Origin of the sequence: Coprococcus sp. AF38-1 (genome assembly GCF_003603945.1) — a bacterium.
Lineage (GTDB): Bacteria > Bacillota > Clostridia > Lachnospirales > Lachnospiraceae > Coprococcus > Coprococcus aceti.
Map to the genome: position 1 here is coordinate 198506 of NZ_QVGO01000005.1, position 17034 is coordinate 215539.

General features: G+C 44.1%; 15 protein-coding genes. All 15 read right to left on the minus strand.

The genetic code is table 11. From position 1 onward, the window contains the following. Positions 1 to 38 precede the first annotated feature (38 nt). The 15 genes from DW025_RS08965 to mutS all read right to left on the minus strand — a co-directional run bounded on the left by DW025_RS08965 (position 39) and on the right by mutS (position 17032). Positions 39 to 458: a hypothetical protein gene (locus tag DW025_RS08965; protein WP_015534931.1), complete on the minus strand. Its 420-nt coding sequence runs from the start codon at positions 456 to 458 to the stop codon at positions 39 to 41. A 73-nt stretch (positions 459 to 531) separates the two neighbouring features. Beyond that, positions 532 to 1527: a D-alanyl-D-alanine carboxypeptidase family protein gene (locus tag DW025_RS08970; protein WP_243104955.1), complete on the minus strand. Its 996-nt coding sequence runs from the start codon at positions 1525 to 1527 to the stop codon at positions 532 to 534. Positions 1528 to 1579: 52 nt separating this feature from the next. After that, positions 1580 to 1975: a methylglyoxal synthase gene (locus DW025_RS08975; protein ID WP_022216472.1), complete on the minus strand. Its 396-nt coding sequence runs from the start codon at positions 1973 to 1975 to the stop codon at positions 1580 to 1582. Between the two features lie 10 nt (positions 1976 to 1985). Then, on the minus strand, positions 1986 to 3149 hold the full coding sequence (locus DW025_RS08980; protein WP_117548965.1) for an FtsW/RodA/SpoVE family cell cycle protein: 1164 nt from the start codon (positions 3147 to 3149) through the stop codon (positions 1986 to 1988). After that, positions 3100 to 3429, minus strand: a complete 330-nt coding sequence (locus DW025_RS08985) for a cell division topological specificity factor MinE (RefSeq protein WP_117548966.1) — start codon at positions 3427 to 3429, stop codon at positions 3100 to 3102. Before DW025_RS08985 ends, DW025_RS08980 begins: the two co-directional genes overlap by 50 nt. Positions 3430 to 3445: 16 nt before the next feature. Further along, positions 3446 to 4237 (minus strand): septum site-determining protein MinD, encoded by a 792-nt coding sequence (gene minD, locus DW025_RS08990; protein WP_022216474.1) that lies wholly within the window; start codon positions 4235 to 4237, stop codon positions 3446 to 3448. Positions 4238 to 4262: 25 nt separating this feature from the next. Beyond that, positions 4263 to 4967, minus strand: coding sequence for a septum site-determining protein MinC (locus tag DW025_RS08995; protein WP_055144455.1), 705 nt, complete (start codon positions 4965 to 4967; stop codon positions 4263 to 4265). A 46-nt stretch (positions 4968 to 5013) separates the two neighbouring features. Continuing rightward, positions 5014 to 7851, minus strand: coding sequence for a penicillin-binding transpeptidase domain-containing protein (locus tag DW025_RS09000; protein WP_118757756.1), 2838 nt, complete (start codon positions 7849 to 7851; stop codon positions 5014 to 5016). Then, complete coding sequence (gene mreD / locus DW025_RS09005; protein WP_022216476.1) at positions 7851 to 8360, minus strand: rod shape-determining protein MreD; 510 nt, start codon at positions 8358 to 8360, stop codon at positions 7851 to 7853. The genes DW025_RS09000 and mreD overlap by 1 nt, the downstream gene beginning before the upstream one ends. Positions 8361 to 8382: 22 nt before the next feature. After that, the gene (gene mreC / locus DW025_RS09010; protein ID WP_243002895.1) at positions 8383 to 9249 is read right to left on the minus strand and encodes a rod shape-determining protein MreC; all 867 of its coding nucleotides are present in this window, start codon (positions 9247 to 9249) and stop codon (positions 8383 to 8385) included. After that, entirely contained in the window at positions 9249 to 9977 is a 729-nt protein-coding gene (radC, locus tag DW025_RS09015; protein WP_015534923.1) for a RadC family protein, read from the minus strand. Before radC ends, mreC begins: the two co-directional genes overlap by 1 nt. A 59-nt stretch (positions 9978 to 10036) precedes the next feature. Further along, complete coding sequence (locus DW025_RS09020; RefSeq protein ID WP_119999614.1) at positions 10037 to 11323, minus strand: methionine gamma-lyase family protein; 1287 nt, start codon at positions 11321 to 11323, stop codon at positions 10037 to 10039. Next, a complete protein-coding gene (miaA, locus tag DW025_RS09025; protein ID WP_243104959.1) occupies positions 11320 to 12276 on the minus strand; it encodes a tRNA (adenosine(37)-N6)-dimethylallyltransferase MiaA in 957 nt (318 codons plus the stop codon). Before miaA ends, DW025_RS09020 begins: the two co-directional genes overlap by 4 nt. Positions 12277 to 12288: 12 nt before the next feature. After that, positions 12289 to 14418, minus strand: coding sequence for a DNA mismatch repair endonuclease MutL (mutL, locus tag DW025_RS09030; protein WP_119999616.1), 2130 nt, complete (start codon positions 14416 to 14418; stop codon positions 12289 to 12291). Between the two features lie 16 nt (positions 14419 to 14434). Beyond that, positions 14435 to 17032 carry a DNA mismatch repair protein MutS gene (gene mutS / locus DW025_RS09035; RefSeq protein ID WP_119999698.1) on the minus strand — a complete coding sequence of 866 codons (2598 nt, stop codon included), beginning with the start codon at positions 17030 to 17032 and terminating at the stop codon, positions 14435 to 14437. Between the last annotated feature and the right edge of the window lie 2 nt (positions 17033 to 17034).

Below are 17034 nucleotides of genomic sequence, written 5' to 3' on the forward strand. Positions count from 1 at the left end.
CAACCACATTCTATCTGAAATATAAGGCGGCATCCAGCTTATAATGCCGCAATAACGCAGTCCTTGAAATCCTCTGGTACGTCATTGACATCTGTTGCCAGACAGATCACTATATCAACATTGAACATATCGGATATGTTCTTTATCTCGTCCAATGCCTCAACGATATGTGACTCTCCAACGTATGCAACCGTCTTAAAATTATCTATATAAATCTTCTCAATATCACTGTTCTGGGAGATTATTCCTCGCACGAATCCGGTGAACGAATCCAGCTTGCTAATTCCATAGCTTGTACAGTTGATCATCTTGACTCTGTTGCTGAGCTCATAGAGATGCTTGTTGTTATTATCAAGAAATACTACCGTACCGGAAACAACCTTTACTTCATTGTTGACCTTATCTATCAGTGCCTTTGTCTTTCCCTTACCCTTATCTCCTGCAATAATGTGAATCATTTTTCATGCCTCCTGAATCTTGATGTAAAATTTATACAAATAATGTCCGTATCATATATGTCAGATACACACATCACTTTGCCTTATTTATAAGTTCAGTCATGGCGCTGTACAGTGCCTCTTTTCCATCTGCTCCGGCTACAAGAGCAATATACTCTTCACCGGTGGAATCGTTCTTAAGCTCCATGATAAGACAGTTGAGTGCCTCCTCTGTGGTTCCGGTCTTCCACGAACCTATCGAGTATCCATCTGGAAGATTTACCTCACCAGTTAAGAATTCATTTGTCGGCTCTATGGTTACCACCTGTTCATTGCCATCTGCATCCGTGTATGTGAAATCATATGTATCAAGTGAATCTATCACATACGCAAGGTCATGCTTTGAAAATTCCTTTATTATAAGATACAGATCATACGCTGTAGTGTAATGGTCATCGTCGTGAAGTCCGTGACAGTTGACAAAGTGGGTATTTGTCGCACCGATCTCCTTCGCCTTTTCATTCATCATGTCACAAAATGCTGATTCGCTGCCGGCTATCAGCTCTGCAAGTATAACACCACAGTCATTGTATGATGTTATCATGAGACCGTACAGCAGGTTCTTGACCGTCAGGCTACAGCCTCCGACCAGGTCACTGGCCATGGCATCCCAATCGTCAAATGTGACCTTTCTGTTGAGAGTTACCACATCGTCAAGGGATATATCTCCCTTTTCTATGCTCTCCATAACGAGTATACCTGTCATGATCTTGGTCATACTTGCCGGATATATCTTTCCATGTACATTATGAGCCACTATGGTATCCTTGGTCGTCTCATCGACAAGCATAGCGGCATAACATCCGTTGTAGTTTGCGGCATCTATCTCCTCGCCCTGTGCTATCACAGCGTTATCGTATGCCATTCCGAGCTCCCCATACACCGGAAGATCAGGCAACACACCTATGTCGAGCTGTTTTCCAGCTTTGTAGGTCTTGCTTCCGCAGCCGGTCAGAAGGACCATCGACAACACAAGTATCAAAGAGATACTTCTTCGCATGTATTTTCCTATTCTGCTTTGATTAAACATAATATAACCTCCGAAATATATTCAACAGCCTGATAACGGTGCTGAAATATATTTACTTGTAGAATTCACGCCAGTCAAGATCTCCTCTGTCAAGTGCCAGTATAAGAAGCTCGGCAGTTGCCAGATTAGTCGCAAGCGGAATATTATGTGTATCACACAATGTAAATATGTTGTTTATATCAGGTTCATGATTCTTTGGATGAAGCGGATCTCTCAGAAAGATGACCATATCGATGTCATTGTTCTCTATCTGTGATCCGAGCTGCTGCTCACCGCCAAGATGTCCTGCAATATATTTGTGAACTGTAAGATTGGTAACCTCCTCAATAAGTCTTCCGGTAGTTCCTGTTGCGTAAAGCTCATGCTTATTAAGAATTCCTCTATATGCTATACAGAAGTTCTGCATCAGTTTTTTCTTAGCATCATGTGCTATCAAACCAATATTCATGAAAATCCTCCTAATACTTTTTCTTTTGCAAATTTATATTGAGAACCATGCCCATTCCGGCACACAAACTGACGAGTGAACTCAGTCCGTAACTTATGAATGGCAAAGGTAATCCCGTGTTCGGAAGTATGGATGTGGCAACACCAATATTGATAAATGACTGGATGCTGACCAGTGCTGCCATACCTGTTGCTATATACATTCCCTTTTTATCACCGGAACGCCTAGCAACCCTAATACATTGTAACACTATGAGCAGTAAAATTGCAATAATAATAACACTTCCGATGAAACCTAATTCTTCTCCCACTGCCGAGAATATAAAGTCTGTCTGCTGCTCAGATATGAGATTTGTATCTTTTACGGTTGCCACATCAGAGCTGTTGATCCCCTTACCGGTCAACTGTCCCGATCCTATGGCCATGATCGAGTTGTTCTGCTGATCCTGGGTGGATCCGCCTCCATACATATGTCCAAGTATACGCTGTCTCTGATATCCGTTCAGAAACTGAGGCAGGTTGTCCTGCTGGATATACCAGAAGAAGCCTCCAAAGAATGGTATGAGTATCAGTACCGCAATACCTATTATCTTGAGTGAGAGCCCCGCTATAAATATGACTATAAACAATGTTGCACATATACATATCGTGGTTGAAAGATCCGGCTCGGCAAATATAAGTCCGATCGGTATTGCAAGGAAAGCTGCAAGCTTCAGCAGCGTCTTTGCCGTGTTCAGATCATCCGCATGTTTTTCAAGAAAAACAGCCGTGCAGATTATCAGTATTATCTTGGCAAACTCCGATGGCTGTATGGTAAATGAATCGGATATCTGGAACCATCTGCTGGCTCCATGGGAATCCGCACCTGATCCTGCCACCAGTACAAGTCCCAGCAGCACTATATTTGCAGCGTATAGTACCATGTAGTATTTGCATATGAAATTATAGTCTATGAGTGATACTATTATCATTCCCAGTATACACACCCCGGCACCGATCAACTGCTTTGTGAGTTTTGTCTCATCTACGCTCACTATGATCACAGTACCCATGGCCATGGCTGCTATTATCAGGAAAAACAATTTGAAATTGTAATCCAGTATACTGTATTTTTTTTGATCCTGATCAAGACTGAATTGTTTTAAGTTCAGTTGATCCTTCTTGAATAAGTTCATAATTCACTGATCCTCGTCCTATTGTTCTGTATGTATATTCGTTATCCTTCTTCTCTGTATCCACGCTTAACAATGGAATATATGCCACTAGCATACGCTCCTTGACCTGGATATCGATATCTGATTCCTTTACATTGATGTATCTGTCTATCTCCTGCTTTATGGTATGCTTCATATCGTCCAGGAAATCCGGATTACACCCTATCCTGTCTGAAGCCAGCATGCTTATAAGCCTTTCTTTGGCATAACTTCCTGTGTTATATAAATATATCTTATTCATCCCCATATTCCTCCCTTCAGGCTCTTTTACGTCTGAAAAGCGAACGCAGTGAGCGGTTCTTCCCTGAATAATAATCTTCAACTTCAAGGGAATCATCCACTATCTTTCTGCATATATTCATATATGCATGTCCCGATTTAGTGTTGCTGCACACGACCGGTTCTCCTTTGTTTGTCGATATGACTATGTCCTCATCATCGGCGATTACTCCAAGCAGATCCACTGCAAGTATATCAACCACATCATCGACGGACATCATATTGCCCTTTTTGACCATATCATATCTTATCCTGTTGATTATGAGGTGCTGTTTTTCAATTCCATACGCCTCGAGCAGACCGATTATCCTGTCTGCATCCCTTATGGCCGAGACCTCGGGAGTTGTCACTATGACAGCCCTGTCAGCAGCAGCTATGGCGTTCTTAAAGCCCTGTTCTATACCGGCCGGGCAGTCAATGATTATGTAGTCATACTCGTCTCTTATCTCGTCTATGAGCTTGATGATCTGTTCCGGGCTGACCGCTGTCTTATCCCTGGTCTGCGCGCAAGGCAGCAGGTACAGATTGTTGTAGTTCCTCGCCTTTATAAGAGCCTGCTTATATCTGCAGTTTCCCTCTATTACATCTATCAGATTATAGACTATGCGGTTTTCCAGGCCAAGCACAACATCCAGGTTTCTGAGACCTATATCTGTATCTATCATCACCACTCTGTTCCCGAGGGACGCAAGACCGGTTCCTATATTCGCCGATGTGGTCGTCTTGCCAACTCCGCCTTTTCCTGATGTAACAACAATAACTTCACACATAATAAAAATCCTCCTAAATTTACTATCATATGTAGGTTATATTTATGATCCCTTCATCATTCGTAGCTATCATTGGCATTCTTTTTGCACCCGGAAGTCTGATTCCTGTACTTTTCGCTTTTCCTATCTGCAAAAGCTGTGGGCACATTCTCATCGCTATTATGAAATTGTTTCCAGCCGCCAGCTTACCCGCTATGGCAGCTCCCGCCAGTTCCCCAACGACCACGATATTCTTACCGGATACAACCCTGGCATCCCTGGCAACATCTCCGAGGATAATGACATTTCCCCTGATCTCAAGGGTCTGCTTTCTCCCTATGTCACCGCGGAAGATATATGGTCTTTCATTGTCACTGTGCGTTTTAGTCATATCCGGCAAAGCCATACTGACTTTTGCCTGTTGTGGTTCACGATCCCCATCATCCCGGACACCGGAACCTGTATATTGATCTATGTCAGGTTTAGCTGCAAATCTGACATGAATCTTATCAATGCTGTTTAAAAAACTGATTATCTCCTCCGTGTCTCCACGCTCCAGGGTACATCCCCTGAAAGATATACATACAGTTCCTTTTTTCTGGAAGGCACTTATATTATCGAGGATCCTGCAATACAGATCGCAGCAGATATCATTTACAGACATAGCCGCCGGTACATAGACAACTATGCCTGATCTGTCTGCCTTGATTGATAATCTGTCCATACCATCCATATCATCTGCTCCTGTCATATTATTTCCTACACACAGGTTCTGTGATATATCTTTGGTATCTCAATTAATCTGACATCTGGTTGTTTCCTGTTATGTCAAGCGTATCAAGCTTGTCAGGGTCATACATATATGCGTACACCATTCCGGCAAGCTCCTCTGCGTTACCCGATGTATATCCATGTGGAATAACACATGTTACACTGACCTCAGGGTTCTCATAAGGCGCAAATGACACAAACAATGCGTGATCCGGCCTTGTGGTATCCTCCTCTGCTGTTCCCGTCTTGCCGGCAACATTGACATTTATCTGATTTATAAGAGCCGATGGACTTGTGTGGTCACTTACCATCTGACGCATTCCCCGTTTTATGACCGCCCACTGGCTGTCCGTCAGATCAACTGTATTCTTAGGAACGTTGTCACTCTTATACACTGTTCTTCCATCTATATTTTTTATCTCGTTCACCAGTGTCAGGTCATAACAGTTGCCCTCATTGGCGATGGTTGTCACATATCTGGCAAGCTGGACAGGCGCATAGTTATTTGTACCCTGTCCGATAGAAGAACGTACCGCATCAGTATCTGACACATGCGGATCCATCTCTTCTATCTCCACACCTGACTTCTGGTCAAGTCCAAATAACGAAGCGTACTTCTGTATCTTATCTATACCCTGTGCATCCTGATATACTCCCTTGCTGTCTGTGGCAAGACGGTATCCAACCTCATAGAAGAAACCGTTACACGATACCTCTATGGCGTCAGCGAGACCAAGCGTTCCGTGTCCGCTTCTGAGCCAGCAGGCCGGTGAAGGAACAACCTTTGAGAATGTACCGTAATCAGTTATCACTGATCCAACGTCTATAACGCCCTCCTGCAGACCCGCTGCAGCAATGAGCATCTTGTATGTGGAACCCGGTGCAGTTCTCTGCATGGTTGCACGATTGTACATAGGGGTCGTCTTATCTTCTGTTATCTTGGCATAATAGTCAGGATCGATCACATTTGTGAGCTTGTTGTTGTCGTAGCTTGGGTAGCTTACCATAGCCCTTACAGCTCCTGTCGCCGGATCGACCACCACGATGGATCCCGAGCATGGGTCAAGAGCAAGCATGGCAGGTGTTATCTCAAGCTTTTTGATCTTTCTGTAAATAAATTCAAAATTGCTGAGGACTCCTGACGTAAATCCCTCGTAATCTTCGTCTGTTGTACTATTAAGGATTCCCTGGTCGTATAACAGGTATATTACCTGAGAACCTGTTATTTCACCTGATAATATCATATATTTGAAGACTCGTTTGTCGAAATCGGAGTCATCCTCAAATTCTTTGAGTACATAATCGACAATAACATTGTATATCTCATCCGTATCATAATAATCACTGCTTGTCTGAATGCCGGTTATGTCTATTACTCCCTGGCTTATGCAGTATTTCAGATACTCATATAATGATATCTTGTCATTTACATAGTTGTTATATGTGTCACTGTCCTTATCCACTGCACTGCTGTCATATATGCCGTTTGAGCTCAGCGTCTCACATATAAACTCCATATAATCCTTGTACTGATCCGAAAGATTATACAGTTCCGTGTGACTGCTCTTCAGAATGTCCGAAAGCGCATTGAGTGTGTACTGCTTGCTTGATACAAATGTGTTGTACACATTCTTTTCATTGTCAGTTGCATTCGCAGCATTAAGGGCCTTTATGTCTATAATGTTGTTGTCAAAGAATGCCGAGTACACATCCGTTATAGGTATATCCTCTTTCTCCTTGGATGTCGTCACGTTCTTGAGATTTGCAAGGAGAATATACGACAATTCCTTTTCAAGTGCGTTGTAGCAGTATTTCTGAAGATCAGAGTCAAGTGTAAGGTAAATATCGTTTCCTGCAACAGAATCTGTTTTTTCTATAATCTCAAGGACTTTTCCCATGTTGTCAACGTACATCTTCTGGGAACCGTCAACACCACGAAGCTGATCCTCGTACGACTGTTCCAAACCAAGCTTTCCAACCATATCATTGGAATCATACTGCTGATCCTCGTCAAGCTTCGCATTGTACTCCTCGAGCTCCTCATTTGAAATGTTGCCGATATATCCGATTATATGCGAAAAATATATGGCATCATTGTATACTCTGTTTGATTCAATACTCACATCCATTCCGAGCAGTGTATCCATATTCTCAGTTATCGCAGCATAGCTCTGCTGACTTATATTGTTGGCGATATCCACTGTCATGTACTGCTGGTATCTGTTGAGCCATACCTCATATCTCACGGCAAGGATCTTGAGCACATAGGCATCCGAATAATCACCCGAGATATTGAAAAGTTCATCACTTCTCATATAGTCAAATACTTCCCTTGCTGTAGCATTCTTCTGTGCATCGGTGAGGGCTTCAACTGAGCTTGCACCATAAACATTCATATAAAATGTATTGAGTTGTGAGCCGCTTATCGTGAATTTCATGTTGCCATTTGCATCCAGCTTGATCGGAAGCTCCACGGACAGACTGTCTCCATTCTGCTCAAGTATAAGTATCGTCTTATAAACTATCTCATTTCTTAGCTCATTGACCGACATATTCTTCTTGTCTGCCGCCTCAGTGAGGTCTGCATTGCTGGTGAAACTCAGATTGTATGAAGATTCGTTAGATGCAAGCAGTTTTCCGTTGCAGTCGTAAATCTTTCCTCTGGTGGCCTTGACCGACACCGTCTTAAGTGATTTGTACTGGAAGCTGGACTGATATTTTTCTCCATTTATGATCTGAAGATTAAACAATCTGTACACAAGCACGCCTGACAGGCACAAAAAAAACAGAGTGACATAAAAAATACGGCTCTTTAACTTTTCTACTATAAAATCTTTGATTATCTCTAATATATCTCTGATCACTATGTCTCACTTCCTTTTTCAGCGCGTTTCAGCCGCTTGTTTATAAAGACAAACAGCTTGAATACTATCATCGTAAGTATGGCTGTGTATATCATATCCGGCAAAATAATATCCTTCATGTACAGCCCAAAACTGAGTCTGTTACGCATTACAAAGAATATTATAAATGTTATGAAATTAAATATGAAATCATCAAGTGTTATGATGATGATAGGCAGCAGTACATCCTCCACGAGGTACAGTCTGTGGAAAAATCCGTTACAGTATCCAATGAGCATATATATGATCATAAAAGGGCCTATGGCAAAGCCAAAGTACAGATCATATAAAAAGCCACAGAAAAATCCCACCAACATTCCCTCTTTTCGACCTCTCATAAGTCCAAAGGACACCGTGAGGATGAGCATCAGATTGGGAGTCGCACCCGCAACTGAAATATATGGAAAAAGTGCTGACTGAAGCACAAAACATATTATGATTAATAATCCAAGTGTGATAACTCTTCTCAATGTCTGTTTAACCTCTTTACTTCTACTCCGAAACAGTTTTCTTGGTCTGGAGGACTATGAGTACCTCCTGTATCTTTGAAAAATCACATGCCGGAGTGATATATGCAGTCTTTGTAAGATTGTTGGAATCTTCCTCTATTTTTGTTACATACCCTATGTTAATTCCCGACAGATATTTGCTTGACACATAGGATGTGACGACCTGATCGCCGACTCCGACCTCTGCGTCCTTGTCAATGTTTTCAGCGATAAGATAGCCATTCTCATAATTGCTGACACTTCCCTCAACATTACAAATAGCCTCTGACGGTAATATCATTCCGTTTACATTTGATGTATCGTCTATGATGGCTCTTACCTTGGCATAATCCTTTCCGGCCTCTGTGACTATTCCACACAGGCCGTTGCCATACATGACATTGCAGCCCTCGACAACACCATCATCTGTTCCCTTGTCGACATAGAACACCTGAAACCATCCGCCGGTATCCTTTGATATGACCCTGGCAGCAGTCTTCTTATAATCGGAATACTGGAGATCAAGCTCATAAAGTGCCTGAAGACGTTCGAGCTCATACGAATTCTGCTGGTACTGTGCCACCTGCTTCTGACTCTGTTCAAGCTGATCCTTGAGTGTTTCATTCTCCTTTAACAGTGCGTCATAATTCTGGAATGCCTCAGTTTTGCTCTGAACCCATCTGCCTATGGTATTTACCCCTTTCTGCATGGGCTGGACAAATATGTTGGTAAAATTCCTCACCGGTGCAAATATGCCTCCCGCAAAAAGAGATACAAGCATGAGCACAACGCAAAAGCCTGTGAGTCCAAGCAAAAAATATCTCGGTGTGATCTCTATTCTTTTTCTGTTCCTATTTCGTCTTCGTTTCATTATAAAATACCTCGCTCAGCTAAGCTGACATAGCAGTTATTTCCCAAAATAATATGATCTGAAAGCTCTATCCCTATCAGTTCCCCGGCTCTGTCCATCTCTCTGGTAATATCTATATCCTGACCGCTCGGAGTCGGATCTCCGGATGGGTGGTTATGCACAAGTATGATATAGACAGCATCGTATCTGAGCGCCTCCACAAACACCTCTCTCGGAGATAACATCGAACTGTTCACTGTTCCCTCTGAAATGCGGACATCCTTTATGAGCTTATGCTTCGCATCAAACATGAGGAGATACACGTATTCCTTTTCGAGATATCTTGTGTTCTCCATGAAATAATCCGCAATGCTCTGTGGGGACTGGAACGACAAAAACGGCTTAAATGAAGCCCTGGCCATTCTCCTGGATATCTCAGCCAGACATTTCATCTGTATTGCTTTTACCTTTCCAACTCCGCTTATCTCTTCAAGTTCACTCACAGTCAGGTAATTAAGCCCCACTATACCCTTGTGGACCGGATGGGCATCCAGTATCCTGTAGGCTGTGGACAGCGCATTTGCCTTCCTGCTTCCGGTTCTGAGGATGACTGCCAGAAGTTCAGCATCTGTGAGAACCTCAACTCCATACTTAAAGCTCTTCTCATACGGTCTCTCAGTCTCCGACATTTCTTTCATGGAGACCGAAAGTCCTCCTGCAAAATTCTCTTTGCAATAATTTTTATCCATATTTCCTCCTTCCGCCTCTCCAAGCTCCAGAGAAAATTTTATATGGCCGACTAATTAATCTACCATACTATAAGGTTTTTTTCTACCATTTTCTGTAATGACATTATTATGCCGTACTTGGCATGGGGATATGTAAGTCCACCCTGAAAATATACCGCATAAGGTGGGCGCATAGGTGCATCCGCTGAGAGCTCAATGGATGAACCAGACACAAATGCTCCAGCGGCCATGATGACCGGTGAATCATAGCCCGGCATGTCCCAAGGCTCAGGTCTTACATAACTGTCAACCGGCGCTGCAGCCTGGATTCCTTCACAGAATGCCACGACCCTCTCAGGAGTCTGAAGCTCAACAGCCTGAATAATATCGTATCTGTCCTCTGTGCTGTCAGGAACAGCCTTAAAGCCCAGTCCCTCGTATACATTTGCTGCAAATATCGCACCCTTAAGCGCACTTGCAGTAACTGTAGGTGCCATGAAAAGTCCCTGAGTGAGAGCCTTTGTATTGCCAAGTGAGGCTCCAACCTCCTTGCCGAGTCCCGGAGTCGTGAGTCTGTATGAAGCATTCTCCACATACTCCTTCTTACCGCATATATAACCTCCTATCGGTGCAAGTCCGCCTCCCGGGTTCTTGATAAGAGAGCCGACTACCAGATCAGCCCCAACATCCGACGGCTCTATATCCTGTACAAATTCTCCGTAACAGTTATCTACCATACATATGATATCAGGATTTACACTCTTGACCGCCTTTATGGCCTCTCCGATCTGCTGTACAGACAGCGTCTTTCTGACTGCATATCCCTTAGATCTCTGTATCTCCACAAGTCTTGTGCGGCTATTGATCGCATTCTTTATTCCGTCAATGTCAAAGTTTCCATTCGGTAGCAGATCCACCTGGGCATATGTGACACCATACTCTGCAAGTGAACCCCTTGACTCCCTGATACCAATGATCTCATCCAATGTGTCGTACGGCTTTCCCGCTATGGCAAGGATCTCATCTCCCGGGCGCAGATTACCAAACATGGCCGTGCAGAGTGCATGGGTTCCGCACACTATCTGTGTCCTGACAAGAGCATCTTCCGTGTGGAATACGTCTGCATATATCCTCTCAAGGGCATCTCTTCCGTCATCCGTATAACCATAACCCGAAGAGCCTGCAAAATGTGCCTCAGACAATCTGTTGTCCTGCATGGCCTTAAGGACCTTGAGCTGGTTAAGCTCACTCACAGCATCGATGGCTGCAAATCTATCCTTAAGTTTCTCCTCCACACTGTTGCAGTATTCAAACACCTTTTCATCCACATTCAGTGATCTGTAGTAATCCTTTAACATATCTTTCATCTCTGTATAATCTCCTTTTCGCGAAGCCTGTCCAGCATAAATGACAATATTTCAGACTCGCTGTCGTACTCACTTTTATCAACCCAGGTCACATGTTTTTCCCTCTTGAACCATGTGATCTGTCTCTTGGCAAAATGCCTTGTATCTCTCTTTAGCGTATATACTGCCTCATCCAGAGTGCATCTGCCCTGAATATAATCGATTATCTCCTTGTAGCCAAGCCCCTGCATGGACACCAGCTCCCTGCTGTAACCCTCGCTCACAAGCAGTTTTACCTCGTCCAGGAGCCCTGCCTCAAGCATGATATCTATCCGTCTGTCTATTCTATCATATAATTTCTGTCTGTCATCATTTAACACAAAATATTCAAAATTATATGGTGACTTCTTCTGGGACTCCGTCTCATTGTGCTCAGATATCTTCATGCCCGTCTTTTTGTAAAATTCCAGAGCCCGGATCACTCTTTTTACATTGTTCTCATGTATCTTTTCAGCGGATTCAGGGTCGACCTCCGCTAGCATGTCATGAAGAAATGTCTTGCCGTGGGTATCTGCAAGGTTCTGCAGCTTTTCCCTGTATGACATATCATTGTCATTTTCCTCAAAATCTATATCATACAAAAGCGCCTGGATATAGAAGCCGGTACCACCTACTATGATTGGAATTTTTCCCCGGGAATATATATCCTCCATAGCACGAAGAGCATATTTCTTGAAAAGCACAACGTTGAACTCTTCTGCCGGATCAAGAATATCGATCAGGTGGTGTCTCACTCCCCGCATCTCCTCGGGCCCTATCTTCGCCGTTCCTATATTCATCTTTCTGTATACCTGCATGGAATCAGCGGATATGATCTCGCCGTCCACCGCCTTCGCCAGCCCTATGGACAGTGCCGTCTTGCCGACAGCCGTGGGGCCGGTGAGGATTATCAGTGGTTTCATATTCTTATCCATCATGTTAATCTCCTACACTATTCGTTTAAACTTCTTCTCAATCTCCGCCTCCGTCATGGATATGACAGTCGGACGTCCGTGAGGACATGTGTATGGATTTTCAAGCTTTAATAGCTGATCTATAAGTGCGTCAGCCTCCTTGAAGCTTATCTCCGTGTTACCCTTTATCGCAGCCTTACACGCCATGGTGGAAAGCTTATGTATAAATGTGTCTACGGTCACCTTTTTCGCACTGCTGCTCGCATCAGCTATGAAGTCTATGAAAAGCTCTCTGCCATCAAGACCAAACAAGTTGTCAGGTACAGCGTTCAGCTTAAACTCCCTGCCTCCGAAGTTCTCTATCTGATATCCAAGCGCCTCGAACATCTCCATATTCTCATGAAGGAACTCTATCTCTGCGGCACTGAGTGTAACGACCGCAGGAGGCATAAGATACTGTGAGTATATCTTCTTATTCTTGTAATTCTCCATAAGCTCTTCGTACTTGACCTTCTCATGGGCAGCATGCTGATCCATTATGAAGAACTTGCCATCGTACTCTATGAGCCAGTATGTCTTGAAAAGCTGTCCTATTAGTCTGTGCTTTGCACGGGCTTCCCTTGTCAGGAACTTCTCCTGGAACATATCCTGCTGGACGTACTTTTTTCTGGCTTCTTCATCGTAGTCAGTATCTGAAGCTTCATCTGAAACTGCAGATACTGTTGAGTCTGGTGTCGCCGCTGTGACCAAAGGTCTAGCAGGTGCCGGAGCTGTATATGCCGGACTCTCGTTTACCACATTCCTGTTTTGTACTACAGATCTCCCCAGATCATTCTTTCTATCCGCATATATGTAGTTTCCTGCCGGCTTCTCCGTCTTGTTATTATCTATGACGTCTGATCCTTTATTGTTTGAGCTGCTAGTCTCATCTATGATCTCTATAACCGGGCGGACCGGCTGTGGTAATGTCTGTGGTTCTGCCGGACAAAGCTGCTCAGGCTGACTCTGCGGTTCTGCCGGACGAAGCTGCTCAGGCTGACTCTGCGGTACAGTACGCTCCTCCGCCCTGACTATCGCCTCACGCCTCTTATTCTCGAACGCCTCCGGTGCCTTGCCAACATCCCTCTGCTTGAAGGTCTCAGGCTTTGGATCTTTACCCGGCGCCACATCAGGAATGAGCTCTTTGAATAACAGTGTCTCCCTTATGGCATTGTAGGTGAAGCTGTATATATCCTGACTGTTGGCGAATTTCAACTCCATCTTGGTCGGATGTACATTTACATCGAGGAGATCAGGTCTCACCTGGAAATTGATCTCGGTGAATGGAAACTTGTGTATCATGACAAATGTCCTGAAAGCATCCTCGATCGCCTTGGTGAGCACCGCACTCTTTATATATCTGTGATTTACATAATAGCCCTCAAATGATCTGTTGCCCCTTGATATACAAGGTCTTGCTATATATCCGGAGATCTTCATATAGTCATTTTCCACATTTATCTCAAGAAGATTTGAGGTGATGTCTCTTCCATAGATATGGTAGATTATGTCTCTGAGTTTGCCATTGCCTGATGTGAACAGCTTGTCTGTTCCATTTGCAATGAACTTAAATGAGATCTCCGGGTGTGACATGCATATACGGCACATCAAATCGTAGATATAGCTTGTCTCCGTGGCATCAGTCTTCATGAACTTCTTTCTCGCCGGTGTATTGTAGAAAAGATTTCTGACAATTATGGTTGTTCCACCCGGAGCACCTATCTCCTCGCTGGATATCTCCTTACCGCCATGTATCTGGTATCTGAGACCGGTCACATCATCAGCGGTCTTGGTGATCATCTCAACCTGTGCAACCGCCGCTATACTTGCAAGTGCCTCACCACGGAAACCAAGAGAAGAGATACTCAGGAGATCCTCGACTGTCACAAGCTTACTTGTGGCATGTCTGAGGAATGCAAGCTTGACCTCATCCTTCTTTATGCCTGCTCCGTTGTCGGTGACTCTGAGAAATGACAGTCCGCCTCCCTTTACCTCGACGGTTACCGCTGTGGCACCTGAGTCTATGGAATTTTCAACAAGCTCCTTGATGACCGAGCTCGGCTTCTCTATAACCTCACCGGCTGCTATCTTGTTAATCGTATTTTGGTCTAATACTTTTATCATTACTTATCGCTCCTTATTATTTAAGTCGCTCCTGCAATTCATTTAAATAAAGCAACGCCTTCATAGGTGTCATGTTGGACAGATCAACACACTTTATGTCCTCGATCACCTGTGATTCGGCAAGTGAGCCGAACATTGACATCTGGGTGTCTTCTTTCTTCGGCTTGAAATCATTTGTAACCTTTATCTCCTTCAGCTTGGTGGTTATGTCCTTGTCTATAAGCTGATTACATATCTCATTTGCTCTCGCTATAACGACATCCGGCACACCGGCAAGCTTTGCAACCTGTATACCGTAGCTTCTGTCGGCACCGCCCTTGACGATCTTTCTGAGGAACACTATGTCGTCTCCGTCTTCCTTGACCGCTATACAGTAGTTGTTGACTGCCGACAGCTTACCCTCAAGCTCCGTGAGCTCATGGTAATGTGTCGCAAACAGAGTTTTTGCTCCGAGCAGTTCACTGTTGCTTATATACTCAACGACAGCCCAGGCGATCGCCAGACCGTCATATGTGCTTGTTCCTCGACCTATCTCATCAAGGATGAGAAGGCTGTTCTTCGTGGCATTTCTGAGTATATTTGCGACCTCGCTCATCTCCACCATAAATGTGGACTGTCCTGATGCAAGGTCGTCGGAAGCTCCCACTCTTGTAAATATCCTGTCGCATATGCCTATATTGGCAGATGCCGCAGGGACAAAGCTTCCAACCTGAGCCATGAGAACTATGAGCGCAGTCTGTCTCATATATGTGGATTTACCAGCCATGTTAGGACCGGTGATGATCGATATCCTGCTCTCATGGTTGTTCAGATATGTGTCGTTTGTGATGAACATATCGTTGTTCAGCATCTTCTCAACGACCGGATGACGTCCGTCCTTTATGTCGATGACTCCATCTGTATTGACCTCGGGTCTAACATACCCATTTGCAACAGCCACATATGAGAGTGAACACAGAGCGTCGAGCATGGCTATGCTGTGTGCTGTTCTCTGTACCCTTGTGAGCTCTGCAGCAAGGGTGTCCCTGAGCTCAACATATGTGTTGTACTCCAGCGCAACAAGCTTGTCGGATGATCCGAGTATAACTCCAGCCAGTCTGTCAAGCTCCTCGGTTGTGTATCTCTCAGAATTGGCAAGTGTCTGCTTTCTGATGAAATAATCCGGCACAAGACTCTTATATGAATTGGTTACATCAAAATAATATCCGAACACCTTATTAAACTTTATCTTGAGATTCTTGATTCCAGTCTTTTCCTTCTCTCTGGCCTCAAGCTCTGCGATCCAGTTCTTGCCATCAGTTGTGGCATTCTTCAGAGTGTCTATGTCCTCAAGATAGCCATCTTTGAATATTCCGCCCTCTTTGATAAGTATAGGCGGCTCATCAACTATGGCACGGTCAAGAAGGTCATAGAGATCCTGCAGATCATCTATTCCATCCCTGATCTCGGTAAGCTCATCCGAATGGAATTCACCGAGAAGCTGTATTATAAATGGAAGAAGCTGTATGGACGTCTTAAATGCCAGAAGATCTCTTGGATTCGCTGTTCTTAACGATATCCTCGTCATAAGTCTCTCGAGATCGTATATGGTATTCATGTACTCACGGAGTTCGTCTCTGGTTATGACAGAGTCGTTGAGCTCTGTTATCGCGTCAAGTCTGGCTTCTATATCATCTTTGTGGATAAGGGGCTGCTCTATCATATTTCTGAGCATTCTCGCTCCCATGGCCGTTTTGGTCTTGTCAAGCACCCAGAGTAGTGAGCCTCTCTTCTGCTTATCCCTGAGTGTCTCTGTCAGCTCCAGATTCCTTCTGGATGAGCTGTCTATGATCATGAAGTCCTCTATGGAATATATATCTATCCTGTTGATATGATCCAGTGAGTTCTTCTGTGTCTCATGTAGATACTGGAGAAGTGCACCCGCTGACAGCAGCATATCCTCCTGCTCATCTATGCCGAGACCATCTATTGATCCGACCTTAAACTGTCTCTTGATGAAATCCTCACAGGTGTCATCGTTAAAATAATGAGACGGGGCCTCCGATATCGTTATCTTCATCTTCTCCTTCATGTAATCAAAGTTCAGGCCGCATGACAGAAAAACCTCATTTCCTATGATCTCCGTCGGTGAATATTTGTTGATCTCATCGTACAGCTTGGATGTAGACGAGATATGACATGATCTGAACTCTCCGGTCGTGATATCACACACCGCCACACCATACTCATCATTACAGCCAAATATACACATGAGATAGTTATTTCTCGTCTCATCAAGAATAGCCTGGGACATATTTGTACCAGGCGTAACTATACGTATAACTTCTCTCTTTACTATACCCTTTGCGAGCTTTGGATCCTCCATCTGCTCACATATGGCTACCTTGTAGCCCTTCTCTATCAGCTTGTTCAGGTATATGTCACAAGCATGATACGGAACACCGCACATCGGTGCGCGCTCCTCCTGACCACAGTCCCTGCCGGTCAGTGTTATCTCAAGTTCCCTGGATGCCGTCAGGGCATCGTCGAAGAACATCTCGTAGAAATCTCCCAGTCTGTAGAAGAGAATACAGTCCTTATACTGATTCTTAACTTCCATATACTGAGCCATCATTG